This window comes from Microbacterium sp. 71-23 (assembly GCF_001897265.1).
Lineage (GTDB): Bacteria > Actinomycetota > Actinomycetes > Actinomycetales > Microbacteriaceae > Microbacterium > Microbacterium ginsengisoli.
In genome coordinates this window covers 46,235-70,393 of record NZ_MKSL01000050.1, presented here as the reverse complement: position 1 = coordinate 70,393, position 24,159 = coordinate 46,235, and the positions used below count along the sequence as shown (strand labels likewise).

The 24,159-nt window shown below is 68.8% G+C and carries 22 protein-coding genes; 13 read left to right on the top strand and 9 right to left on the bottom strand.

What is annotated here, in order from left to right; genetic code table 11:
* Positions 1 to 28: 28 nt before the first annotated feature.
* The 5 genes from dnaE (at position 29) to BGO15_RS14190 (ending at position 7,491) form a co-directional block, all read left to right on the top strand.
* Positions 29 to 3,547, top strand: a complete 3,519-nt coding sequence (dnaE, locus tag BGO15_RS14210; RefSeq protein ID WP_082486430.1) for a DNA polymerase III subunit alpha — start codon at positions 29 to 31, stop codon at positions 3,545 to 3,547.
* 66 nt (positions 3,548 to 3,613) lie between these two features.
* Positions 3,614 to 4,579 (top strand): hypothetical protein, encoded by a 966-nt coding sequence (locus BGO15_RS14205; RefSeq protein ID WP_056520055.1) that lies wholly within the window; start codon positions 3,614 to 3,616, stop codon positions 4,577 to 4,579.
* 37 nt (positions 4,580 to 4,616) lie between these two features.
* Positions 4,617 to 5,918 carry a histidinol dehydrogenase gene (gene hisD / locus BGO15_RS14200; RefSeq protein WP_045247243.1) on the top strand — a complete coding sequence of 434 codons (1,302 nt, stop codon included), beginning with the start codon at positions 4,617 to 4,619 and terminating at the stop codon, positions 5,916 to 5,918.
* Between the two features lie 12 nt (positions 5,919 to 5,930).
* Positions 5,931 to 6,404, top strand: a complete 474-nt coding sequence (gene nrdR / locus BGO15_RS14195; protein WP_045247244.1) for a transcriptional regulator NrdR — start codon at positions 5,931 to 5,933, stop codon at positions 6,402 to 6,404.
* Positions 6,405 to 6,456: 52 nt separating this feature from the next.
* Positions 6,457 to 7,491, top strand: coding sequence for a quinone-dependent dihydroorotate dehydrogenase (locus BGO15_RS14190; RefSeq protein ID WP_056209941.1), 1,035 nt, complete (start codon positions 6,457 to 6,459; stop codon positions 7,489 to 7,491).
* Positions 7,492 to 7,533: 42 nt separating this feature from the next.
* Here BGO15_RS14190 and BGO15_RS14185 read toward each other — a convergent pair whose 3' ends face one another.
* Positions 7,534 to 8,109 carry a DUF3043 domain-containing protein gene (locus tag BGO15_RS14185; RefSeq protein WP_056209939.1) on the bottom strand — a complete coding sequence of 192 codons (576 nt, stop codon included), beginning with the start codon at positions 8,107 to 8,109 and terminating at the stop codon, positions 7,534 to 7,536.
* Between the two features lie 45 nt (positions 8,110 to 8,154).
* On the opposite strand from BGO15_RS14185, the gene BGO15_RS14180 reads away from it, so the two are divergent.
* From BGO15_RS14180 to BGO15_RS14155, 6 genes are all read left to right on the top strand, one after another.
* Complete coding sequence (locus BGO15_RS14180) at positions 8,155 to 9,549, top strand: dipeptidase (protein WP_056520051.1); 1,395 nt, start codon at positions 8,155 to 8,157, stop codon at positions 9,547 to 9,549.
* 76 nt (positions 9,550 to 9,625) lie between these two features.
* Positions 9,626 to 9,991: an iron-sulfur cluster insertion protein ErpA gene (erpA, locus tag BGO15_RS14175; RefSeq protein ID WP_056209937.1), complete on the top strand. Its 366-nt coding sequence runs from the start codon at positions 9,626 to 9,628 to the stop codon at positions 9,989 to 9,991.
* 144 nt (positions 9,992 to 10,135) lie between these two features.
* Entirely contained in the window at positions 10,136 to 11,029 is an 894-nt protein-coding gene (gene ctaC, locus BGO15_RS14170) for an aa3-type cytochrome oxidase subunit II (protein ID WP_045247249.1), read from the top strand.
* A gap of 1 nt (position 11,030) precedes the next feature.
* The gene (gene ctaD, locus BGO15_RS14165) at positions 11,031 to 12,794 is read left to right on the top strand and encodes an aa3-type cytochrome oxidase subunit I (RefSeq protein WP_056520048.1); all 1,764 of its coding nucleotides are present in this window, start codon (positions 11,031 to 11,033) and stop codon (positions 12,792 to 12,794) included.
* Positions 12,795 to 12,797: 3 nt separating this feature from the next.
* Complete coding sequence (locus tag BGO15_RS14160) at positions 12,798 to 13,232, top strand: cytochrome c oxidase subunit 4 (RefSeq protein ID WP_045247251.1); 435 nt, start codon at positions 12,798 to 12,800, stop codon at positions 13,230 to 13,232.
* Between the two features lie 5 nt (positions 13,233 to 13,237).
* On the top strand, positions 13,238 to 14,035 hold the full coding sequence (locus tag BGO15_RS14155) for a PP2C family protein-serine/threonine phosphatase (RefSeq protein ID WP_056520045.1): 798 nt from the start codon (positions 13,238 to 13,240) through the stop codon (positions 14,033 to 14,035).
* Between the two features lie 8 nt (positions 14,036 to 14,043).
* Here BGO15_RS14155 and BGO15_RS14150 read toward each other — a convergent pair whose 3' ends face one another.
* Complete coding sequence (locus BGO15_RS14150; protein ID WP_056209934.1) at positions 14,044 to 14,457, bottom strand: rhodanese-like domain-containing protein; 414 nt, start codon at positions 14,455 to 14,457, stop codon at positions 14,044 to 14,046.
* Positions 14,458 to 14,665: 208 nt separating this feature from the next.
* Between BGO15_RS14150 and BGO15_RS14145 the strand changes: the two genes are divergently transcribed.
* The gene (locus BGO15_RS14145; protein ID WP_056209932.1) at positions 14,666 to 15,937 is read left to right on the top strand and encodes an extracellular catalytic domain type 1 short-chain-length polyhydroxyalkanoate depolymerase; all 1,272 of its coding nucleotides are present in this window, start codon (positions 14,666 to 14,668) and stop codon (positions 15,935 to 15,937) included.
* Positions 15,938 to 16,004: 67 nt separating this feature from the next.
* Here the strand turns inward: BGO15_RS14145 and qcrB are convergent, their stop codons facing one another.
* Genes qcrB through ctaE form a run of 4 tightly spaced genes read right to left on the bottom strand, consistent with a single transcriptional unit; the run spans position 16,005 to position 20,368 of the window.
* Positions 16,005 to 17,801, bottom strand: a complete 1,797-nt coding sequence (gene qcrB / locus BGO15_RS14140; protein WP_056209930.1) for a cytochrome bc1 complex cytochrome b subunit — start codon at positions 17,799 to 17,801, stop codon at positions 16,005 to 16,007.
* Entirely contained in the window at positions 17,798 to 18,856 is a 1,059-nt protein-coding gene (gene qcrA, locus BGO15_RS14135) for a cytochrome bc1 complex Rieske iron-sulfur subunit (RefSeq protein ID WP_045247256.1), read from the bottom strand. Before qcrA ends, qcrB begins: the two co-directional genes overlap by 4 nt.
* Positions 18,857 to 18,900: 44 nt before the next feature.
* Positions 18,901 to 19,713 (bottom strand): cytochrome bc1 complex diheme cytochrome c subunit, encoded by an 813-nt coding sequence (gene qcrC, locus BGO15_RS14130; protein ID WP_056209929.1) that lies wholly within the window; start codon positions 19,711 to 19,713, stop codon positions 18,901 to 18,903.
* A gap of 16 nt (positions 19,714 to 19,729) precedes the next feature.
* Positions 19,730 to 20,368 carry an aa3-type cytochrome oxidase subunit III gene (gene ctaE / locus BGO15_RS14125; protein ID WP_045247258.1) on the bottom strand — a complete coding sequence of 213 codons (639 nt, stop codon included), beginning with the start codon at positions 20,366 to 20,368 and terminating at the stop codon, positions 19,730 to 19,732.
* A 177-nt stretch (positions 20,369 to 20,545) separates the two neighbouring features.
* On the opposite strand from ctaE, the gene trpD reads away from it, so the two are divergent.
* Entirely contained in the window at positions 20,546 to 21,607 is a 1,062-nt protein-coding gene (trpD, locus tag BGO15_RS14120; RefSeq protein WP_045247259.1) for an anthranilate phosphoribosyltransferase, read from the top strand.
* Between the two features lie 41 nt (positions 21,608 to 21,648).
* Here the strand turns inward: trpD and BGO15_RS14115 are convergent, their stop codons facing one another.
* From BGO15_RS14115 to BGO15_RS14105, 3 genes are read right to left on the bottom strand one after another with little or no spacing between them, the layout of a single operon-like run.
* Positions 21,649 to 22,551, bottom strand: a complete 903-nt coding sequence (locus BGO15_RS14115) for a 5'-3' exonuclease (RefSeq protein WP_056520084.1) — start codon at positions 22,549 to 22,551, stop codon at positions 21,649 to 21,651.
* A 38-nt stretch (positions 22,552 to 22,589) separates the two neighbouring features.
* Positions 22,590 to 23,612 (bottom strand): FUSC family protein, encoded by a 1,023-nt coding sequence (locus BGO15_RS14110; RefSeq protein WP_045247260.1) that lies wholly within the window; start codon positions 23,610 to 23,612, stop codon positions 22,590 to 22,592.
* Positions 23,612 to 24,097, bottom strand: coding sequence for a hypothetical protein (locus BGO15_RS14105; RefSeq protein WP_156454840.1), 486 nt, complete (start codon positions 24,095 to 24,097; stop codon positions 23,612 to 23,614). The genes BGO15_RS14110 and BGO15_RS14105 overlap by 1 nt, the downstream gene beginning before the upstream one ends.
* Positions 24,098 to 24,159: the final 62 nt, after the last annotated feature.

Genomic DNA, 24,159 nt, shown 5'->3' with positions numbered 1-24,159 from the left:
TGTCCGAGGGTCGACCTAGACTCGACGCGTGGCAGCCGATTCCTTCGTTCACCTGCACGTTCACAGCGAGTACTCGATGCTCGACGGTGCGGCCCGCATCGGGCCGATGGTGCAGGAGGCGGTCCGCCTCGGCATGCCCGCGCTCGCGGTCACCGACCACGGCAACACCTTCGCCGCGTACGAGTTCTACAAGACCGCGAAGGATGCCGGCATCACCCCGATCATCGGTATCGAGGCCTACGTCACCCCGGGCACCCACCGCACCGACAAGTCCCGGGTGCGCTGGGGCACGCCCGAACAGAACGACGACGACGTGTCGGGTTCGGGCGCATACACCCACATGACGCTGCTCTCCGAGACGACCGAGGGCATGCACAACCTCTTCCGGCTCTCGTCCCGGTCGAGCATGGAGGGCTACTACTTCAAGCCGCGCATGGATCGCGAGCTGCTGCAGACCTACGGCAAGGGGCTCATCGCGACCACGGGCTGCCCGTCCGGCGAGGTGCAGACGCGTCTGCGTCTCGGACAGTACGAGGCGGCGCGCGCCGCGGCTGCCGAGTTCCAGGACATCTTCGGCAAGGAGAACTACTTCGCCGAGATCATGGATCACGGACTCTCCATCGAGCGGCGGGTGATGACCGATCTGCTCAAGATCGCGAAAGACCTCGACATCCCTCTCGTCGCGACGAACGACCTGCACTACACGCACCAGCACGACGCGTCGAGCCACGCGGCGCTCCTGTGCGTGCAGTCCGGCTCGACCCTCGACGACCCGAAACGCTTCAAGTTCGACGGCGACGGCTATTACGTGAAGTCGCCCGCCGAGATGCGGCAGATCTTCCGCGACCACGAGGTCGCGTGCGACAACACGCTGCTGATCGCCGAGCGATGCGACGTGGAGTTCAACACCGCGGCGAACTACATGCCGCGCTTCCCGGTGCCCGCGGGTGAGACCGAGGAGAGCTGGTTCGTCAAGGAGGTCGAGAAGGGTCTCGACTTCCGCTACCCCGACGGCATCCCCGCCGAGGTGCGCGCCCAGGCCGAGTACGAGACCGGCGTGATCGTGCAGATGGGCTTCCCCGGCTACTTCCTCGTCGTCGCCGACTTCATCAACTGGGCGAAGGACAACGGCATCCGGGTGGGTCCGGGCCGCGGGTCCGGCGCGGGCTCCATGGCCGCCTATGCGATGCGCATCACCGACCTCGACCCGCTGCAGCACGGTCTGATCTTCGAGCGGTTCCTCAACCCCGACCGTGTCTCCATGCCCGACTTCGACGTCGACTTCGACGACCGTCGTCGCGCCGAGGTCATCCAGTACGTCACCGAGAAGTACGGCAGCGAGCGCGTCGCCCAGATCGTGACCTACGGCACGATCAAGGCGAAGCAGGCGCTCAAAGACGCCGGCCGGGTGCTGGGCTTCCCGTTCAGCATGGGGGAGAAGCTCACGAAGGCGATGCCGCCCGCGGTCATGGGCAAAGACATGCCGCTCGACGGCATGTTCAACAAGGAGCATCCGCGCTTCAAAGAGGCGAGCGAGTTCCGTGCGCTGATCGACACCGACACGGAAGCCAAGACGGTCTTCGACACGGCCGTCGGGCTCGAGAACCTGAAGCGTCAGTGGGGCGTGCACGCGGCGGGCGTCATCATGTCGTCCGAGCCCCTGATCGACATCATCCCGATCATGCGGCGCGAGCAGGACGGCCAGATCGTCACGCAGTTCGACTACCCCGCGTGCGAGTCCCTCGGGCTCATCAAGATGGACTTCCTGGGGCTGCGCAACCTCACGATCATCAACGACGCCCTCGACAACATCGCCGCCAACCGCGGCGTGCCGCTGGTTCTCGAAGAGCTCGGCCTCGACGACCCGGAGTCGTACGAGCTGCTCGCGCGCGGCGACACGCTCGGCGTGTTCCAGCTCGACGGCGGGCCGATGCGGTCGCTGCTGCGCCTCATGAAGCCCGACAACTTCGAAGACATCTCGGCCGTCATCGCGCTGTACCGGCCCGGACCGATGGGCGCGAACTCGCACACGAACTACGCGCTTCGCAAGAACGGTCTGCAGGAGATCACGCCGATCCATCGCGAGTTCGAGGAGTCGCTCGCCGAGATCCTGAGCACGTCTTACGGCCTGATCATCTATCAGGAGCAGGTCATGGCCATCGCGCAGAAGGTGGCCGGCTTCAGCCTCGGACAGGCCGACATCCTGCGCCGCGCGATGGGCAAGAAGAAGAAATCCGAGCTCGACAAGCAGTTCGAGGGCTTCCAGGCGGGCATGCACGCCAACGGCTATTCGGATGACGCGGTGCAGAAGCTCTGGGAGATCCTGCTCCCGTTCTCGGACTACGCGTTCAACAAGGCGCACTCGGCCGCCTACGGGCTCGTGTCCTACTGGACCGCGTACCTCAAGGCGCACTATCCGGCCGAGTACATGGCCGCCCTGCTCACGAGCGTCGGCGACTCGAAGGACAAGATGGCGCTCTACCTCAACGAGTGCCGTCGCATGGGAATCCGCGTGCTCCCGCCCGACGTCGGACAGTCGATCAACTACTTCGCGGCCGTCGGGGAGGACATCCGCTTCGGCCTCGGCGCGGTGCGCAACGTCGGCTCCAACGTCGTCGACGCGATCGTCCACGCCCGCCGCGACGTCGGCTTCACCTCGTTCCACGACTTCCTCGACAAGGTGCCTGTCCACGCGGCGAACAAGCGCACCGTCGAGTCGCTCATCAAGGCCGGCGCCTTCGACTCGATGGGCAATACCCGTCGCGCGCTGCTGGAGATCCACGAGGACGCTGTCGAGGCGGCCGTCGACATCAAGCGCAAGGAGGCCACGGGCGCCGTGGGCTTCGACTTCGACAGCCTCTACGACGAGGCCGAGGAGGCACTGCCCGCCAAGGTGCCCGAGCGCCCGGAGTGGACGAAGAAGGACAAGCTGGCCTTCGAGCGCGAGATGCTCGGACTGTACGTGTCCGACCACCCGCTCGCGGGCCTGGAGATCCCGCTCGCCAAGCACGCATCTATCGGCATCCACGATCTGCTCGCGTCCGAGGACATCGACGACGGCGCGCAGGTCACCGTGGCGGGTCTGGTGACGAGCGTGCAGCACCGCGTCGCGAAAGCCAGCGGCAACCCGTACGGCATGATCACCGTCGAGGACTTCAACGGCGAGGTCACGGTCATGTTCATGGGCAAGACCTACACCGAGTTCCAGAGCATGCTCCAAGCCGACGCGATCCTCGTGGTGCGGGGGCGCGTGTCACGGCGCGACGACGGGCTCAACCTTCACGCGCAGAGCGCGTTCCAGCCTGACCTCGGCGCCGTCGAGGCATCCGGCCCGCTCGTGCTCGTGCTGAACGAGCAGCGCGCGGGGGAGCGAGTGATCGGCGAGCTCGCCCAGACCCTGCGCCGTCACCCCGGAGACACCGAGGTGGTACTGAAACTGCACCGCGCCGGCACTGCGAAGGTGTTCGAGGTGCCGCATCCGGTCACTGTCACCGCCGACCTGTACGGCGAGCTCAAGGGCCTGCTCGGACCGGGTTGCCTCGGGTGACCCTCGCCCGGTCCACGAGAAGACCGCGCGGATAGGATCGATCCGCCCGCACATCGAGGAGGTCCCGTGACCGACGCCGCCCCCACCGCGCCCGCAGACCGGCCCGACCCCAGCTCGCCCACGCGAGAGCCCGCGCCTACCGCGGTCGCAACGACCTTACCCGCACCGGTCGAGACGGGGGCAGCCGCACCGGATCGCTCGGAGTCGCTCGTCCCGGTCGCGTCGCCGATCGGTGTCGGGCCGTTCTCGGTGCGCGAGGTCGTGCTCGGGGGTGTCTGGTTCCTCGCGTTCGTGATCTCCTTCCTGCCCTATCTTCCGCCGCTGCCCTACCCGATCTGGGCGGTGGGCCTGGACTGGGTGCTGACCATCGCCGTTCCCACCGTGGCGGTCGGCCTCCTCGCGCTGCGGCGGCTCTCGCCGGGTGCGATCCGACGCGTCGGCTCGCTCGGCCTCGACCAGTTCGCCTCCGTGGCGTTCTCGATCTCGCTCGTCGCCTGGCTCGCCCAGCTCTGGAACGCCGCCGCTGTGGTGCGCACGTACGGCGGCGCACCATTTGCCCCCGTGATCTGGATCGAGATCGTGCTCGCCCTCGCGGGTGTCGCGCTGACAGTCGCGGCACCGCTGATCCCGTTCGCCAGGGACGATTTCCGGGGACGCGAGCGTGCCGACGCCCATCCGGCGGCCGCCCCCGTCCGGCCCGTCGCACCGCGCCCCGCACGGGTGGCGGTCGTCGCCCGGTCGGTCGCGACAGGCGAGACCGCCGCGCCGGTCGTCGCCTCACCCACCGTCGCGCCGGCCGTGGGTGTGGCCGCCCCCGAGCCGACGCCGAATGCCGTGCGCACGGGCCAGCCCTTCTGGGCGCTGCTCCCCGACGAGCGCACGGTGGTCGATGCCGAGGGTGCGCCCGTGTTCACCGTCGGTCCGGCCGCATGGGCGCTCGTGATCGAGGACCGCGACGGTGTCTTCGTCGTCCGACATGACGACGGCCGAGTCGGCTTCCTCCACGAGTCGGCGGGGGCTGTCCGCGGCTGATCCGCTCGTGCGACGGCGCGCCGGATAAGCTGGAGGGATGCTCCGCACCATCGACCTGCGCGGCCGGCACCTCGGCACCGCCGACCTGCTCGCCGCCGTGCCCCGCGCCACGGCCGCCCGCGCCGAGGCCCTCGCCGCGGCATCCGCTCTCGTCGAGGACGTCGCACACCGCGGTGAAGACGCGCTGCGGGAGCAGGCCGACCGGTTCGACGGGGTCACCGACCACGCGATCAGGGTTCCCGCCCACCACCTCACCGAGGCGCTCGATGGTCTCGAGACGCCCGTGCGATCGGCGCTGGAGATCGCGATCGCCCGTGTCCGCCGGGCATCGGCGGCTCAGATTCCCGCATCCTCGGCGGTCGAGCTGGGTGACGGTGCCGTGGTCGCCCAGCGCTGGCAGCCGGTCCGTCGCGTGGGTGTGTACGTTCCGGGCGGCAAAGCGGTCTACCCGTCGAGCGTCGTGATGAACGTCGTTCCCGCTCAGGTCGCCGGCGTCGGCGTCGTCGCGCTCGCCTCGCCCCCGCAGCGGGAGCACGGCGGGCGGGTGCACCCGGTCGTCCTGGCGGCCGCAGCTCTCCTCGGCGTCGACGAGGTCTATGCCATGGGCGGTGCCGGCGCGATCGGCGCCTTCGCGCACGGTGTCGCGACGCTCGACCTCGACCCGGTCGATGTGGTCACCGGGCCGGGCAACAACTTCGTCGCCGCCGCCAAGCGCGCGGTCGCCGGTCTTGTCGGTACCGATGCCGAGGCCGGCGCGACCGAGATCCTCATCGTCGCCGATGGCGACGCCGACGCCGACCTGGTGGCGGCCGACCTCGTCAGTCAGGCCGAGCACGATGAGCAGGCGTCCGCGGTGCTCGTCACCGACAGCGAGCCGCTCGCCGATGCCGTGCGCGACGCCGTTGAGCGTCGCGTCTCGGTCACGAAGCACGGCGATCGCGCCCGGGCAGCGCTGAACGGCGATCAGTCGGCGATCGTGCTGACCGACGGTCTCGAGCAGTCCACCGCGTTCAGCAACGCCTACGCGCCCGAACACCTCGAGCTGCACCTGGTCGCGCCGGATCCCACCGACTTCGTCAACGCGGGAGCGATATTCGTCGGCCCGTACTCACCGGTGAGCTTGGGTGACTACCTCGCCGGCTCGAACCATGTGCTTCCGACCGGGGGGCAGGCCCGCTACGCCGCCGGCCTGTCGGCGGCGACGTTCCTGCGCCCGCAGCAGGTCATCACCTACGATCGCGACGCGCTCGAGCAGGTGCGCTGGGGGATCGTCACCCTCGCCGATGCGGAGGATCTCCCCGCGCACGGCGAGGCCGTCGAGGCCCGCTTCGAGGCGTAGTCTGTCGCTGCCATGCACTGCCCGTTCTGCCGCCATCCCGACTCCCGGGTGATCGACTCGCGCACCAGCGACGACGGTCTCAGCATCCGTCGTCGCCGCCAGTGCCCGCAGTGCGGCGGTCGGTTCTCCACGATCGAGACGGCGAGCCTCAACGTCATCAAGCGATCCGGTGTCGTCGAGCCGTTCAGTCGCGAGAAAGTCATGTCGGGCGTGCGCAAGGCGTGCCAGGGGCGACCGGTCACCGAGGGCGACCTCGCGTTGCTGGCCCAGGCCGTCGAAGAGGCGGTGCGTCAGACGGGCGCCTCTCAGGTCGACACGAACGAGATCGGCCTCGCGATCCTCGGCCCGCTGCGCGAGCTCGACGAGGTCGCGTACCTGCGGTTCGCGAGCGTCTACCAGGCCTTCGAGTCGCTCGAGGACTTCGAGTCGTCTATCGCCGCGCTGCGCGCGGACCACGCGTCGCGCCCCGCGCCCCGCGCCGACTGACGGGGTCGCCGGCGGAGCGGCGCGCCCACCGCCGCCCGGTAGCCTGGAGGCGATGTACGCCTTCCTCTTCCGGCATCTGCTCACCCGCATGGACCCGGAGTCCGCCCACCACGCGGCGATGCTCGTGATCCGGGCCCTCGCGGTGCCGCCGCTGTCGTGGATCGCCCGCGCAGTCACCGCTCCGGTGCCCGAGCACGCGCGCGAGGTGCTGGGCCTCCGGTTCGATTCCCCGTTCGGCGTCGCGGCGGGCTTCGACAAGAACGGCACCGCCGCGCTCGGCCTGTTCGCCCTCGGGTTCGGGCATGTCGAGGTCGGCACCGCGACGGCCGTGCCGCAGCCCGGCAATCCGCGACCGCGCCTGTTCCGGCTCGTTGCCGACCGCGCGGTGATCAACCGCATGGGCTTCAACAATGACGGCGCTGCCGCCCTGGCGCGACGGCTGGAGAAGACCCGTCGCCGTCGCCGTCGCCCCGTGATCGGCGTCAACATCGGCAAGAGTCGCGTGGTCGCCGTCGAGGACGCCATCGGCGACTACGTCCGGAGCGCGACGCTGCTCGCCCCGCTCGCCGACTATCTCGTCGTCAACGTCTCGTCGCCGAACACGCCCGGGCTTCGCGGGCTGCAGGCGATCGACACGCTGCGCCCGCTGCTCGAGGCGGTTCGGGATGCCGCGGGCGCGGCGCCCGTGCTCGTCAAGATCGCGCCCGATCTCAGCGACGAGGACGCCCTCGGTATCGCCCGGCTCGCCGTCGACCTCGGACTGGCCGGCATCATCGCCACGAACACGACGATCTCCCGCGAGGGCCTGCGCACCGACCCGGCGATCGTCGCCGCGGCAGGAGACGGCGGGTTGTCCGGTGCCCCGATCGCCGAGCGCTCGCTCGCGCTCCTGCGCGTGATCCGCGGCGCCGTGCCGGCGTCGTTCGCCGTGATCTCCGTGGGCGGGGTGGAAACGGCGGACGACGTGCAGGCGCGTCTCGACGCCGGGGCCGACCTCGTCCAGGGGTACACGGCGTTCCTCTACCGCGGCCCGCTCTGGGCGCGGCAGATCAACCGCGCGCTGCCGCGGGCCGCGGCATCCGTCTGACGGGTCGTTCCGTCGCAGGAAGGATGCCGCGGGTGCGCGCGCTCAGGAGGGGTACTGACCGCGCTTGACCTGGGCCTTGGGCAGGCGCATGAAGCGCATCTGGATCGAGCGCATCGCTCCATACCAGCCGAGGCCCTTCTCGATGCGGTCGGCGCCGAACTTCCGGCGGGCCGCTCGCTTGATACGCGCGGAGAGCACGACCATGTCGATGACGGCGAGGGCGACGAACGCCCACAGCGCGATGTAGGAGAAGAACTGCACGGTGGAGTTGTTGACGACCATCGCCAGCAGCACGAGCACCATCGCGGGAAGGATGAGCTCGCCGAGGTGCCATCCGGCGTCGACGTAGTCACGCACGAACCGACGCTGCGGGCCCTTGTCACGCACCGGCAGGTAGCGCTCCTCGCCGGCCGCCATGCCGACCCGCGCCTTCTCGCGCTGCACGGAGAGCTCCGCGCGGGCGCGGGCCTTCGCCTCCTTGGTGTCCGGCACGAGAGGGCGCTTGCGCGCGGCCTCCTGCTCGGCACGGGAGGGGGTCGGACGGCCCTTTCCGCTGACGGTGTCGTCGGAGTCCGCAGGGGCGTCCTTGGGTGCGGGGGCGGCGGGAGTCTTGGCCACGGTGATTCCTCGGGGTCGAACTGGGGTGTGCTTAAGATTACCCGCATGACCTCCGAGACCGCCCGACGTGATGCCCTCCGCGAATCGGTGGAAGGAGGCATCCCGGCAGCCCTCGCCGATCTCGGCGATCTGGTGCGCATCCCCTCGATCGCCTGGCCCGCGTTCGATCAGTCGCAGGTGCAGCGATCAGCGGACGCCGTGGCAGCCCTCGCGACCGGGACGGGGGTCTTCGACGACGTGCGCGTGGTGCGCGCAGCGATCCCCGGATCCGACGAGCTGGGCCAGCCGGCGGTGCTGGCCACGCGTGCCGCTCGCAACGGCCGACCGACGGTCCTGATGTACGCCCACCACGATGTGCAGCCGACCGGCGATGAGGCGCTCTGGGAGACGCCGCCGTTCGAACCCACGCTTCGAGACGGCCGTCTCTACGGACGGGGAGCCGCCGACGACAAGGCCGGTGTTCTCGTGCACATCGCCGCCGTCCGTGCACTGGCCGAGACGTTCGGCGACGACCTCGACCTCGGCCTCGCGCTGTTCGTCGAGGGCGAGGAGGAGTACGGCTCCCGCTCGTTCGCGCAGTTCCTGTCCGACAACAGGGAGGCGCTGGCCGCCGATGTGATCATCGTGGCCGATTCCGGGAACTGGGATCTCGCGACACCGGGGCTCACGGTCTCGTTGCGGGGCAACGCCCGCTTCACCCTCACCGTGCGCACACTCGACCACGCCTCGCACTCGGGGATGTTCGGGGGCGCGGTGCCGGACGCGACGATGGCCGCCGTCAAGCTCCTCGCGACGCTCTGGGACGATACCGGCGCGGTCGCGGTGCACGGCCTGTTCGAGCGCCACTCCGACACGCCCGAATACACCGAGGCGACGCTTCGCGATGAAGCCGGTCTCCCGGCGGGGGTGCAGCCGGTCGGTACGGGCACGATCCTCAGTCGGATCTGGAACAAACCGTCGATCACCATCACGGGTATCGATGCGACATCCGTCGCGGCCGCCTCGAACACGCTCGCGCCGGAGATCTCGGTCGTCATCAGCGCACGGGTGGCTCCCGGCCAGGGCGCCCGCGAGGCCTACGAGGCGATCGAGGCCCATCTGCGCGCGCACGCGCCCTTCGGAGCAGAGCTCACCTTCGCCGACGTCGACTGCGGAAACGCGTTCCTGGTGGACACCTCCGGCTGGGCGGTCGGCGACGCGCGCGAGGCCTTGGCCGAAGGATACGGCGTCGAGCCGGTCGACATCGGCGTCGGCGGATCGATCCCCTTCATCGCGGACCTGGTCGAGACCTTCCCCGGCGCGCAGATCCTCGTGACAGGTGTCGAGGATCCCCACACCCGCGCCCACAGTCCCAACGAATCCCTGCACGTCGACACGTTCCGGCGCGCGGCGATCTCCGAGGCGCTGCTGCTGGCGAAGGTCGCGACGCGTACGAAGTGACGATTCCGCCCCGGATGCGGGCGGCCCGTCGTAGACTCGGACCAACAGCCCCCCGGGACCCTGTCGAGGAGAAGCCATGACCGATCTCGCAACGCCGACCGAAACGTCCGCCCAGGCGCACGGTGTCGTGCTCACCGACGCCGCCGCCGGCAAGGTGAAGAGCCTTCTCGACCAGGAGGGTCGCGACGACCTCCGTCTGCGGGTCGCCGTGCAGCCCGGTGGCTGCTCGGGCCTGATCTACCAGCTCTACTTCGATGAGCGCTATCTCGACGGCGACCAGACGGTCGACTTCGACGGCGTCGAGGTCATCGTCGACGACATGTCGGTGCCCTACCTCGACGGCGCGACCATCGACTTCAAGGACACCATCTCGGAGCAGGGTTTCACGATCGACAACCCCAACGCGTCCGGCTCGTGCGCATGCGGAGACAGCTTCCACTGAGCCCCCTCATAGAAACGGCGCGGCCCCTCGTCACAGACGAGCGAGGCCGCGCCGTTTCGTGTTGAGCGCTGGGCGCGTGGCCTGAATCCGGTGAGAGGTTGCCTTAGACTGAGGAAGCTTCATCCGTCTTCCGAAAGGTGCACCGTGCCTTCACACCGCCGCCTTCGCTGGGTGGCGATTCCCGTCGGGATCGCCGTGGCCGTCTCCCTCGCGGGATGCTCGCCCACCGAGCTTCACGGTTTCCTTCCCGGCTTCACGGAAGACGGCACACCGGCCACCAACCACACCGACATGGTGGCGGCGCTCTGGGTGAACTCCTGGATCGTGCTGCTCGCGGTCGGCATCATCACGTGGGGCCTGATGCTGTGGGCGATCATCGCCTACCGCCGACGCAAGGGGCAGACCGGCCTCCCGGTGCAGCTGCGGTACAACATGCCGATCGAGATCTTCTACACGATCGTGCCGCTCATCCTCGTGCTGGGCTTCTTCGCCTTCACGGCGCGTGACCAGAACATCCTCGAGACGCAGTACGACAACCCGCAGGTGTCGATCACGGCGATCGGCAAGCAGTGGGCGTGGGACTTCCAGTACGACGGCTCCGACCCGAAGGGTGCCGACGACGTCTGGACGATGGGCATCCAGGCCCAACCCGACGCGCAGGGGAACATCGACCAGTCGCAGCTGCCGACCCTCTACCTCCCGGTCAACGAGACGGTGAAGATCACCCTCCAGTCGCGCGACGTCATCCACTCGTTCTGGATCGTCGACTTCCTCTACAAGAAGGACCTCTTCATCGGCAAGGACAACTCGTGGTCCTTCACTCCGACGCGCGAGGGCACCTACGCGGGGAAGTGCGCGGAGCTCTGCGGCGAGTACCACTCGATGATGCTCTTCAACGTCAAGGTCGTCAGCCAGTCCGAGTACCAGACCTACCTGGCCTCGCTGAAGACCAAGGGTCAGACGGGCCCGATCGATGCGGCGTACGACCGCCTCAACAACCTGCCGGGCACCGGCGCTTCGAGCGAGGGGAACAACTGAGATGGCGACGACGCTTCCGCTCCAGGAGCAGGGTGCACCCCGCGCCCGCACCCTCCCTCCCCGCCAGGCGGCGCTGCTGAGCAGCTCCCGCGTGGAGGAGAAGGGCAACATCATCGTCAAGTGGGTCACCTCCACTGACCACAAGACCATCGGGTACATGTACCTGATCTCGTCGTTCATCTTCTTCCTGCTCGGCGGCGTGATGGCCCTCATCATCCGCGCCGAGCTGTTCGAGCCGGGCATGCAGATCCTTCCGACGAAGGAGCAGTACAACCAGCTCTTCACGATGCACGGCACGATCATGCTGCTGATGTTCGCGACGCCGCTGTTCGCGGGCTTCGCGAACGCGCTGCTGCCGCTGCAGATCGGCGCTCCCGACGTCGCCTTCCCGCGTCTGAACGCGTTCGCCTTCTGGCTGTTCCTGTTCGGCTCCACGATCGCCGTCAGCGGCTTCCTGACGCCGGCGGGTGCGGCATCCTTCGGATGGTTCGCCTATCAACCGCTCGCGAGTGCCTCGTTCACGCCCGGAGCCGGTGGAAATCTCTGGATGCTGGGGCTCGGCCTCAGCGGTTTCGGAACCATCCTCGGCGCGGTGAACTTCATCACCACGGTGATCACGATGCGTGCCCCGGGCATGACGATGTGGCGCATGCCGATCTTCTCCTGGAACGCGCTGATCACGAGCATCCTCGTGCTCATCGCGTTCCCCGTGCTCGCGGCCGCGATGCTCGCCGCCGCCGCCGACCGCGTGCTCGGCGCGCACATCTACGATCCCCACAACGGCGGCGTGCTGCTGTGGCAGCACCTGTTCTGGTTCTTCGGACACCCCGAGGTCTACATCATCGCGCTGCCGTTCTTCGGCATCGTCTCGGAGATCTTCCCCGCGTTCAGCCGCAAGCCGATCTTCGGGTACAAGACGCTGATCTACGCGACCATCTCGATCGCGGCGCTGTCGGTCGCGGTGTGGGCGCACCACATGTACGTCACCGGTTCCGTGCTGCTGCCGTTCTTCGCGCTGATGACGATGCTCATCGCGGTGCCGACGGGTGTGAAGATCTTCAACTGGATCGGCACGATCTGGCGCGGCTCAGTGACGTTCGAGACGCCGATGGTGTTCTCGCTCGGCTTCCTCGTCACGTTCGTGTTCGGCGGCCTGACCGGAGTCATCCTCGCGTCGCCGCCGCTCGACTTCGCGCTGTCCGACTCGTACTTCGTCGTCGCGCACTTCCACTACGTCGTGTTCGGCACGGTCGTGTTCGCGATGTTCGCCGGCTTCTACTTCTGGTGGCCGAAGTGGACGGGCAAGATGCTCAACGAGCGCCTCGGGTACGTGCACTTCTGGCTGCTGTTCATCGGCTTCCACACCACGTTCCTCATCCAGCACTGGCTGGGCGTCGACGGGATGCCGCGTCGCTACGCCGACTACTCGGCTGCCGACGGATGGACGTGGGAGAACCAGCTCTCCACGATCGGCTCGATGATCCTCGCCGTCTCCATGATCCCGTTCCTCCTGAACGTCTGGATCACGGCGCGCAAGGCTCCGCGAGTGACCGTCAACGATCCGTGGGGCTACGGAGCGTCGCTCGAGTGGGCGACCAGCTGCCCTCCGCCGCGCCACAACTTCACGTCGATCCCGCGCATCCGCAGCGAGCGTCCGGCGTTCGATCTCAACCACCCCGAGGCGGCGCTGCCGGTCGGTGTCGGTCCTGCGAAGGATGCACCCGATGCCCCCGTCGTCGACCTCGCCTCCGGAGAGGTGAAGTAACCCATGAAGACCAACGTCGGACTGTGGTGGCTGCTCGTCGGCTTCTTCCTGTTCATCACGATCGTCTACACCGGCTGGAACATCCTGGCCCACCCCCAGCTGCCGTGGTACAACGCGGTCGAGTGGGTCGGTTCGGTCGCGCTGCTGTTCGCGAGCGCCATGGCTGCCATGATCGCCTTCTACACGCAGCGCGTGCTCAAGGCTCAGGGCGGCGACCTGCCCGAGGACCGGCTGACCGCCGACATCGACGACGGCGACCCCGAGATCGGCGAGTTCAGCCCCTGGTCGTGGTGGCCCATCGTCCTCGCGGCGTCCGGTGCGATCGCCGTCATCGGTCTCGCGGTCGGCAGTTGGATGGTGCCGGTCGGGTTCGCAGTGTTCCTGGTCGCCATCGTGGGCTGGGTCTACGAGTACTACCGCGGCTACTTCGCGCGCTGAGGTCCATGGCACTGCGTTTCGACGCGGCCGCGGCCTCTGACATCGGCCCGCATCGGTCGACGAATCAGGATGCGGCGTACGCTTCGGCGTGGGCGGCTCTGGTCGCCGACGGCGTCGGCGGCGGCCCGTCCGGCGACCTGGCCTCGGCGGCCCTCGTGCATCGTGTCGTTGCGGGAGGACCGTCGGCTGCTGCGGAGCCCCAGCGCCTCGCCGACCATCTCAGGGTGGCGAACTGGGACCTGCGCGCCCATGTGGAGCGCGAGCCGGAGCTCGCGGGGATGGCCACGACGTTCACGGGGGTCTTCGCAGCTGCGGACGGCTCTGTGCTGCTCGCCCATTCCGGCGACTCCCGGGCCTACCTCCTGCGAGACGGCGAGCTGTCCCAGCAGACCAGGGATGACTCGTACGTGCAGGCGCTGGTCGACCACGGCGTGATCTCGGCATCGGATGCCGCGACGCACCCTCGCCGCAACCTCATCACCGCGTCGTTCGCGGGAGCCGAGGGGGACGCTGCGGCGATCGGCGAGCTCGACCCTCGCGAGGGCGACCGCTGGCTGCTGTGCAGCGACGGTCTGAGTGACTACGTCCCGATGGACGACGTCGTACGCGTCCTGCGGACGAGTGCATCACCCCGCGCAGCGGCGGACGCGCTCGTCGCCCTCGCGCTCGAGGCGGGCACGATGGACAACGTCACCGCGGTGGTGTGCGACATCCATCTCGACGAGCCGTCGCCCGCGCGGGAGGGCTCTTTCGTGGGAGCGGCCGCCGAGCGCTTCCAGGAAGGATTGGATGCCGCGGGCTGATCGCTCGCTCACTCGACCGGCGCGCGCACGACCATGACCAGCGGGTCGAACGTGCGCGGGAGCGGCCCCTCGTCGTTCTCGACCGGCTGCCCCTCCCGGACCCAGTACTCGTAGCCGCCGATCATCTCCCGCACCTCGTAGCCGAGCGCGGCGAACTCGCGGGCGCCTCGCACGCCGGCGTTGCAGCCGGGGCTCCAGCAGTAGACGACCACGGGTGTGTCGAGGGGGATCTCCTGCCGTGCCCGATCGGCGATCTGGCGATAGGGGAGGTGCACGGCTCCGGTGACGCGCCCTTGCTGCCAGGCCTCGTCGCCTCGTACGTCGACGAGGACGAACCGCTCGCCGGCGCGCTGCGCCGCATAGACGTCGGAGGGATCGGTCTCGTGGCGGAGGCGGGCGTCGAAGTAGTCCGTGCTGGTCATGGTCCGACCGTACCGAGCTGGGAGGTGCGCGCCCAGTCGCGGGTCCGCCAGGGGGCGGCGGATTCGCGCCAGAGCAGACATGAGGGAACTCTCATGTGCGGCGGGTGGCCGCGGCATCCCCTCCGCGTTACCGTCAAAGCTGAAAGGCCATTCAGGTGTCGATGGTGACACCGTGACGGGACGACGACGTCCCAGTGAAGGAGATGCCATGCGCGCATCCACGCCCCCTCCCACCCGTCGACGCGGGAGTCTCGCCACCCTCACCGCGGTACTCGCGGCCGCCGTGCTCGTATCCGTGGGCCTCGTCGCGGCATCCGCCCCGCCCGCCAGTGCCGCGTCAGGGACCTGGTCGACCGAGACCATCGCCGGCATGTCGGTGCGCCTCTATACGCCCGCCACGGCCGCCACCGCCGGAGCCGGACGCGCGCTGATGATCAGCCTGCACGGCTGCGTGCAGAAGGCCGCGGACCTGCAGCAGAACGGCAACTGGACCGCCACCGCCGACCGCTACGGCATGGTCGTGGCACTGCCCGACGCGCCGAACGGGGGAGTCGTGCTCGGCTGCTGGGACTATTACGACACGAACCACTCCTCGAGCACGCCGGCCCGCCACGACGACAACCTGCTCTCGCTCGCCCAGACGCTGTCGGCACGTGCCGCGCTCGGCATCGACCCGGCGCAGGTGTACATCTCGGGGCTGTCGTCCGGCGGTGGCGAGACGATGGTGATGGGATGCCTCTTCCCACAGGTCTTCGCAGGTGTCGGCATCAACGCGGGCCCGACAGTGGGCACCACGTCGAGCCAGATCGGTTCCGTCGCCACGACGCAGGCCCAGGCGACCCAGACGTGCCGTGCGTTCGCGGGAACGGGAACGGCAGGCTTCGCGACGCAGCTCGCCTCGATCGTCTACGGCAGCAACGACACCACGGTGGCTCCCGGTTACGACACGCTCAACGGGCAGGTCCTCGCCGGAATCTACGGAGCGAGCCAGACCTCGACGTTCTCGCTTGCGGGCCTCGCCGGTACGAACACGCAGGGAAGCGGCACCCTGTACAGCGATGGGACGGGGCCGCGCGTCTCGGTGATCCAGAACACCGGGCTCGGACACAACTGGCCGGCCGGCGCCGGCTCGGGAGGGACGTACATCTCGGCCAACAGCATCGACTACCCCGCCTACGTCACCTCGTTCTTCTTCGCCAACAACCGCCGCATCGATCGGTCGGCCACCCCGACTCCGACACCGTCGCCCACCGGGTCTGCGACGCCCACGCCCACCCCGACGCCGATCGATGGTTCGTGCGTCACCGCGACGAACGCCGCCCACAAGGCGGCCGGACGCGCGACGAGCTACGGGGTGAATCCCTACAACCCGTACTACGCCCTCGGCTCGCTCGCATACATGGGACAGGGTGATGCGACGACCACCTCGCTGCAGCGGCAGTCGGCGACATCCTGGACCGTCGTCGCCACCTGCGGCTGAGGGCATCCGCACCGACGGCGAGGGCCCCGGGACCGCATGGTCCCGGGGCCCTCGCCGTGCCCGAAGGCTACTTCTTGGGGTTCTCGTCGTCTTCCGCGAGGACCGAGGTCGGTCGAGCGGGGATCTCGCCGTGCTGCTCGTCAGCGGGGCGCAGCGGCGCCTCCGGGTGACCGGCACGCTCGTGCGAGGCCTGGATCTCGGCGTCCTCCTCGTGCGCGAGGTGCTCGAGCTCGTGGTGCTGATGCGCCACCGCCTCCTCGAGCTCGGTCTGGGTGACGGGCGCGAGCCGGTCCTCGAAGAACCAGCGCGACAGCGACGCACGGAACTTCTCGTGCCACGGGATCTGGCCCTGAGCGTTGGGACGCACCACCAGCGGCGCGGCCGTCTCGTAGCCCACGAGCTTCCAGCGCTCGTACTCGTCGAGCGGCTGGTGCACCTCGATGAACTCACCACCCGGGAGGCGGACGATTCGTCCGGACTCGTAGCCGTGGAGAGCGATCTCGCGGTCCTTCTTCTGCAGCGCGATGCAGGTGCGCTTCGTGACGAAGTACACGAGGATCGGGCCGAGGATCAGCAGCGCCTGGAGGGTGTGGATGACCCCCTCCATCGTGAGGGAGAAGTGCGTTGCGATGATGTCGGAGGATGCCGCTGCCCACAGCACCGCGTAGAACGTCACACCCGCCGCGCCGATCGCCGTGCGGGTCGCCGCGTTGCGGGGACGCTGAGCGATGTGGTGCTCGCGCTTGTCGCCGGTGATCCACGCCTCGATGAAGGGGTAGATGGCGACGAGCACGATGAAGACCACCAGCACCAACAGCGGCAGGATGATGTTGAACGACCAGGTGCGGTCGAGCCAGACGAACTCGAGGTGCGGCGGCACGAGACGCAGGGCGCCGTCGGCGAAGCCGATGTACCAGTCGGGCTGCGTGCCGGCCGACACGGGGGAGGGGTCGTACGGTCCGTAGTTCCAGATCGGGTTGATCGTGAACAGGGAGGCGATCAGCACGATCACGCCGAACGTGATGAAGAAGAACCCGCCCATCTTCGACGCGTACACCGGAAGCATCGGGAAGCCCACCACGTTGGAGTTCGTGCGTGCGGGGCCGGCGAACTGGGTGTGCTTGTTGATGATCATGAGCACGAGGTGCAGCGCCAGCAGACCCACCAGGATCGCCGGCAGCAGCAGGATGTGCAGCGTGTAGAGGCGTCCGACGATGGCCTCGCCCGGGAACTCGCCGCCGAACAGCAGGAACGAGATCCACGTGCCGATGAGGGGGATGCCCTTCACCATGCCGTCGATGATGCGCAGACCGTTGCCCGAGAGCAGGTCGTCGGGGAGCGAGTAGCCGGTGAATCCCTCGCCCATCGCCAGGACGAACAGGATGAATCCGATCACCCAGTTCAGCTCGCGGGGCTTGCGGAACGCCCCGGTGAAGAACACGCGCAGCATGTGCACGCCGATACCGGCGATGAACACGAGTGCTGCCCAGTGGTGGATCTGTCGGACCAGCAGACCGCCGCGCACGTCGAACGAGATGTGCAACGTCGAATCCAGCGCCGCGGACATCGAGATGCCCTTCAGCGGGATGTAGCTGCCGTTGTAGTGCACTTCGGCCATCGACGCCTGGAAGAAGAACGTCAGGAAGGTGCCGGACAGCAGCACCACCACGAAGCTCCACAGCGCGATCTCGCCGAGCATGAACGACCAGTGGTCGGGGAAGATCTTGCGACCGAGCTCCTTGACGAGGCCCGACAGGCTCGTGCGCTCGTCGATGTAGTTCGCCGCGGCGCCGACGAAGCGGCCGCCCAGAGGCTTCTCCTTGGACTCCGCCTGGAACTCAGTGGTTGCGGATGCGGTGCTCAATGACGCTCCCAGAAGCTCGGGCCGACGGGTTCGTGGAAGTCGCTCTGCGCGACGATGTAGCCCTCGCTGTCGACGGCGATCGGCAGCTGCGGCAGCGGACGCGCCGCCGGGCCGAAGATCACCGCGGCGCCGTTCGACACGTCGAACTGCGACTGGTGGCAGGGGCAGAGCAGGTGATGCGTGAGCTGCTCGTACAGCGCGACGGGGCAGCCGACGTGCGTGCAGACCTTGGAGTACGCGACGATGCCGTCGTACGACCAGGACTTGCGGTCATCGGCCTCGTGCAGCTGGTCGAGCGGAAGGCGCATGAGGAGCACGATCGCCTTGGCCTTCTCGTCGAGGTAGCCGTCGGCGTGCGACAGCTGTGCGAGGGGCTCGGGAATGACGTGGAAGGCGGAGCCGATGGTGACGTCCGACGCCTTGATCGGAACGCCGCTCGGGTCGTGCGCCAGACGCATGCCCTGCTTCCACATGGTGTGGCTGAGGGCCTCCACCGGGTCGACGTCCTGAGGTGCGAGCCCGCGGAAGAGGGTGATGCCCGGCAGGATCGAGGCGATGACGGCGGCGAACAGCGAGTTGCGGATCATCGCGCGTCGGCCGAAGCCGGACTCCTCGTTCGCGGCAGCGAACGCGGCGACCGCGCCCTCGCGCGTCGTGTCGCGACCGCGCGTGGCGTGACGGGGCTCGATGTGCTCCTTGTCCGACATGATCGCCTTGGACCAGTGGATCGCGCCGATGCCGATCGCGAGCAGGGCGAGGGCGATGCCCAGGCCGACGAAGAGGTTGTTGTCGCGCACCGCGATGAGCGAGTGGTCTTCGATCGGGAAGAGCATGTACGCCGCGATGGCCCAGATGGAGCCGGCGAGCGACAGATAGAACAGGATGTAGACCGTGCGGACGGCCCGCTTCAGCGCGGCCGGGTCCTTGTCGGTCATCCGCTCACGGTGCGGCGGGAGGCCCGGGTTGGTCACCGGGTCCGTCTCGGCCACGGCGAGACCGCTCGACGGCTTCCAGGAAGCCCTCTCGTGCTCGAGCGGATCGACCTCGTGTGCCATGGTGCTCCTCGTACGTTACGTCTGCTGTGCTGTGTTGGTGCGGGTCAGTTGGACTTCGCGGTGATCCACACCGTGATGGCGATCAGGGCGCCGATTCCGAAGATCCAGATGAACAGACCCTCAGAGACAGGGCCGAGCCCGCCCAGGTCGTAGCCGCCCGGCGAGTCGTTCTGCTGCAGGTAGAGCAGGGCGGAGATGATGTCGCGCTTGTCCTCGGGGCTCAGGTTCATGTTGTTGAAGACCGGCATGTTCTGCGGTCCCGTGACCATCGCCGCGTACATGTTGAGCGCCGTCGTGGAGTGCAGGCTCGGGGCGTACTTGCCCTCGGTGAGCGCGCCGCCGGCACCGGCCACGTTGTGGCACATGGCGCAGTTGATGCGGAACAGTTCCGCGCCGTGCGCGACATCGCCCTGACCGTCGAGGATCTGCGACTCGGGGTAGGTGGGGCCGGGGGAGACCGACTGCACATAGGCCGCGAGGGCTGCGATCTCGTCGTCGGTGAACTGCACCGGCTTCTGCGGAGCCTGCGGCGAGTTGGCCTGCATGGGCATGCGGCCGGTCGAGACCTGGAAGTGCACGGCGAGCTCGCCGACGCCGAGCAGCGACGGTCCGTTCGCGGTGCCCTGGAGGTCGAGACCGTGGCAGGTGGCGCAGTTCGCCTGGAAGAGCTTCTTGCCGTCGTCGACGGTGAGGGTCGACGCCTTGGCGCTCGTGCTGGTCTGGTCGGTGGTCGCGGCGACGGCTGCCGAGGCGCCGGCGTAGATGCCGCCGGTCAGCAGGAGTCCGATTCCGATCAGCGCGGCAGCGGCCAGGGGGCTGCGACGGCCTGCTTTGCGGGGCTTGGGGGTACGTGCCATGAAGGTGCCGCTCCAGTTACTTCAGGAAGTAGATGACGCCGAACAGCACGAGCCACACGACATCGACGAAGTGCCAGTAGTACGAGACGACGATCGCCGTCGTCATCTCCTTCCGGCCGAAGTTCTTGACCGCGTAGGCGCGACCGATCGTCAGCAGGAAGGCGATGAGGCCGCCCGTGACGTGCATGGCGTGGAAGCCGGTGGTCAGGTAGAACGCGGAGGCGTAGGCGTTGGCCGTGATGGGCATGCCCTCGGTGACGAGCTGGGCATACTCCCACACCTGACCGGAGACGAAGACCGCACCGAGCGCGAACGAGAGGAAGAACCACTCGGTCATGCCCCATCCAAGGATGCCGCGCTTCTTCGTCGAATACGGCTGCAGGCGCTCGGCGGCGAACACACCCATCTGGCAGGTCACCGACGAGAGCACGAGGATGACCGTGTTCACCGTCGCGAAGGGGATGTTCAGGTGAGCGCTGTTCTCGGCCCACAGCTCCGGCGACGTGCTGCGCAGCGTGAAGTAGATCGCGAACAGGCCGGCGAAGAACATGACCTCGCTACCGAGCCAGACGATGGTTCCGACGGCGACAGGGTCGGGGCGCTTCACTGTGCGCAGAGCCTGGGAGTACGTCGCTGGGGTCGTCACGCTCCCCATTATGACCGATGTTGCGGGCCGAGTATTGCACCCGCGAGGTTGGCGGAGCCCGTGGCGCGACTGAGGGAAACCTAAGTAGCAGCGGCGAAGCGCCTTCGGAAAACCGAGGTGCGGCGTGCACGCCGCCCGCCCTGCCGCGGCGGGGCCCGACCGGCCGCCTTCAGTAGGATCGAAGCCGTGTCGACCTCTCCCTCGTGGCCTTCGATCCTGACCGCCCTCCTCGCCGGCGAGAACCTCAGCGTGTCGGAGTCGACGTGGGCCATGCAGGAGATCATGGCGGGACGCGCGACCCCCTCCCAGCTCGCCGGATTCCTCGTCGCCCTGCGCGCGAAGGGTGAGACCGTCGACGAGGTCGTGGGCTTCCGCGACGCGATCCTCGACGCCGCCCTTCCGCTGCCCGTACCCGCCGCCGTGCTCGACATCGTCGGCACCGGCGGAGACCGTTGGGGCACGGTCAACATCTCGTCGATGTCGGCCGTCGTGGCCGCGGCATCCGGAGTGCCGGTGGTCAAGCACGGCAACAAGGCCGCCAGTTCCAAGTCGGGCTCGTCCGACGTGCTCTCGGCCCTCGGCGTCGATCTCACCCTCGCGCCCGACGAGGTCGCCGAGGTGCTCGGCGAGGCGGGCATCACGTTCGCCTTCGCGGCCGCCTTCCACCCCGGGTTCCGTCACGCCGGTCCGACGCGGGCGGAACTCGGCATCCCGACCGTCTTCAACTTCCTCGGACCGCTCTGCAACCCGGCGCGGGCCGAGGCGAACGCCGTCGGCGTCGCGACTCTCGACCGCGTGCCGCTGATCACGGGCGTCTTCCGCACCCGCGGCGCCACCGCGCTCGTGTTCCGCGGCGACGACGGGCTCGACGAACTCACCACGACCGGCCACAGCCGCATCTGGGAGGTCTCGCTCGGCGATGTGCACGAGCACGACCTCGACCCGCGCGACATCGGCATCCCGCGCGCTCGCATCGAGGACCTTCTGGGCGGCGACCCCGTGCACAACGCGGACGTCGTCCGCCGCACTCTCTCCGGTGAGACCGGTCCGGTGCGGGACATCGTGCTGCTGAACACGGCCGCCGGCATCGTCGCCTACCGTCTGTTCCAGCAGCCCACCGAGGCCCACCGGCCGATCCTCGACCGGCTCGCCGAGGCCGTGGAGCTCGCCGGAGCCGCCATCGACGACGGGCGCGCGACCGCGACGCTCGAGCGGTGGGTCGACGCGACGCAGCGTCGCTCGGCCTGACGGCGCGCCGCTCAGCCCGGTTCTGTGCCGGTCGGCTCCGCTCAGCCCGCGGTCGCCGCCAGGGCGTCCGCGGCGCGACGGAACGACGTACCGATGCGCCAGGTCTCCACGAACGCGGCGCTCTCGTCGGGGTCGGGAACGTGGAGTCGCTGCGGCCGGGGGAGGGGAAGGTCGCGGACGACCCGCACCACGGTAGGGGCGACGGCGAGGTAGTCGGCGCCCGCGAGCACCTTCTTCGCGACGCCGGGGGTCATGCCGCGTGTCTCGGCGGCGGCCGCGGTGATTCCGGCGAGGTCGCCGTGGGCCGCGAGCAGCGTCGCCGCCGATTTCTCCCCGATGCCGGCGACGCCGGGCAGCCCGTCCGAGGAATCGCCGCGCAGCGTCGCGAAATCCGCGTACTGGTCGGCGTGTACGCCGTAGCGCGCCACGATGTCCGCGTCGCGCAGCTGTTCGAGGTTCGACATGCCGCGTGCGGTGTAGACGACCGTCACGTCCGCGTCGTCGTCGATGAGCTGGAAGAGGTCGCGGTCGCCTGTGACGACGTCGACCGGCAGGCCCGCGCCGGTCGCGAGGGTGCCGATCACGTCGTCGGCCTCGTGCTCGGCCGCACCGACGATCGGGATGCCGAGGCGCGTGAGCGCCTCGCGGATGATCGGCACCTGGCGCTCGAGCGGATCGGGCACCTCCTCCACGTCGGTGCCGCCGGCCACCACCTCCACGACGCGGTGCGTCTTGTAGCTCGGAATCAGCTCGACGCGCCACTGCGGACGCCAGTCGTCGTCCCAGCAGGCGACGAGGTGCGTCGGAGAGTAGAGCGTCGCGAGGCGCGCAATCGAGTCGAGGAGGCCCCGCACGGCGTTCACCGGCGTGCCGTCGGCGGCGGTCACGGACTCCGGCACCCCGTAGAACGCGCGGAAGTAGAGGCTGGCGGTGTCCAGGAGCATGAGTCGATCGGATGCCGCGGCCACGTCGCGTCCCTTCGTCAGGCGCGCTCGGTCAGGGAGAGATGCACGCGCTTCAGATCCTCCAGCATGGCGCCGACCAGAATCCACTGCGGGCCCGGCTGCACCAGCTCCAGCGGCGCGGTCAGCGCGGGCTCCTCGGGCGCGGCATCCGCCTGCTCGCCCGTCAGGCGCACGTCGTGCGCGACGCGGCGCAGCTGCAGCGCGATCGCGGGCAGAGCGGGGTCGGGTGTGGCGTCGTCGCTCGCGTGGTCGTAGACGGCGCGGGTCATCCCGATCAGCTGCGTCACGATCGGGGTGAACACGTCGAGGTCATCGCGGAGGGCGGCGACCTGGGTGCCCAGGCTGCGTCCGCGCGGATTGAAGGTGAGCGATTCGGATGCCGCGGCGAGCGCGTCATTGGCCCGGCTCTGCACCGGGCGCAGCAGTCGGGCGCCGATCATGAGTTCTTCGCGACCCGCTGCCGTGGGTGGGTGATCGAGGGCGTCGGCGAGCCGCTCGAATGAGAGGGCGAGCTCTTCGCGCAGACGTCGCACCTGCTCCCGTGCCGGCGCGAGCGCCACCGGGGGCACGATGGCGAGGTTCGCGATGATGCCGACGATTGCGCCGATCACCGTCTCGATGATGCGGTCGACCGCGTACTCGGGTGTGGTCGCGCCGAGGGAGAGGACGAGAATCGCGCTGATCGCGATCTGGTTCGCCGTGCCGACGGTCATCCGCAGCGACCAGGCGAGGAGGAGGCCGACGGCGGCGGCGACAAGGACGACCGCGGTCGCACGGCCGAACGCGATGCCGAGCACCGAGGCGAGCACGACGCCCGCGATCACGCCGACCGAGCGCTCGATCGCGCGGGCGACCGACTGATTGAGGCTCGGTTGCACCACGAGAAGCGCCGCGATCGCCGCGAACACGGGAGCGGGGCCGTGGACGAGCCAGCCCGCGAGCAGCCATGCGACGGCGACGGCGACGGCCGACTTGCCGACCTGCAGGAGGGACGGGCGGGTGGCTGAACGCACGTCGAAGGCGGTGGGCACGGGACGCATCACGGTTTGCGTGCGCGCACGGCGGCGGAGGCGGCCGTCGCCGTCATGCCGAGATCGCGCTCGGGGAGGACGATGTCGAATCCGTTCCAGGTGCGCCGAGTGGCCTGCAGCGACTCGACGGTCACCCCCCGAGGTCGTTGGGAGAGGTAGGCATCGGCGCTGCGCAGGCGGATGCCGAGCGCGGGCCCGGCGACACCGACACGGTCGATGTCCCGCCAGGCGAGGCTCGCGCCGTCGCCCAGACGGATGCCCGCGTCGTCGACGCGAAGCAGGCGACTGCGCCGCCATTGGCCGATGAGCGAGTAGCCGCCGCCGACGCCGAAGACACCGACCGCAGCGACGCCGACGACGAGGGCTGTCAGGTTCTGCTGGTTCAGCAGCACGATCACGATGCCCATCGCCGCCGCGATCGCGCAGGCGATCGCGAGGATCACGAGCCGTCCGCGGGGGCCGATGATGACGAGAGGAGGGCGGACGTCCGACACGAGTCCAGCATAGGCACGGTTGTGCATAAGTGTGTGACTTATATTTTCGCCATATAAGTTAT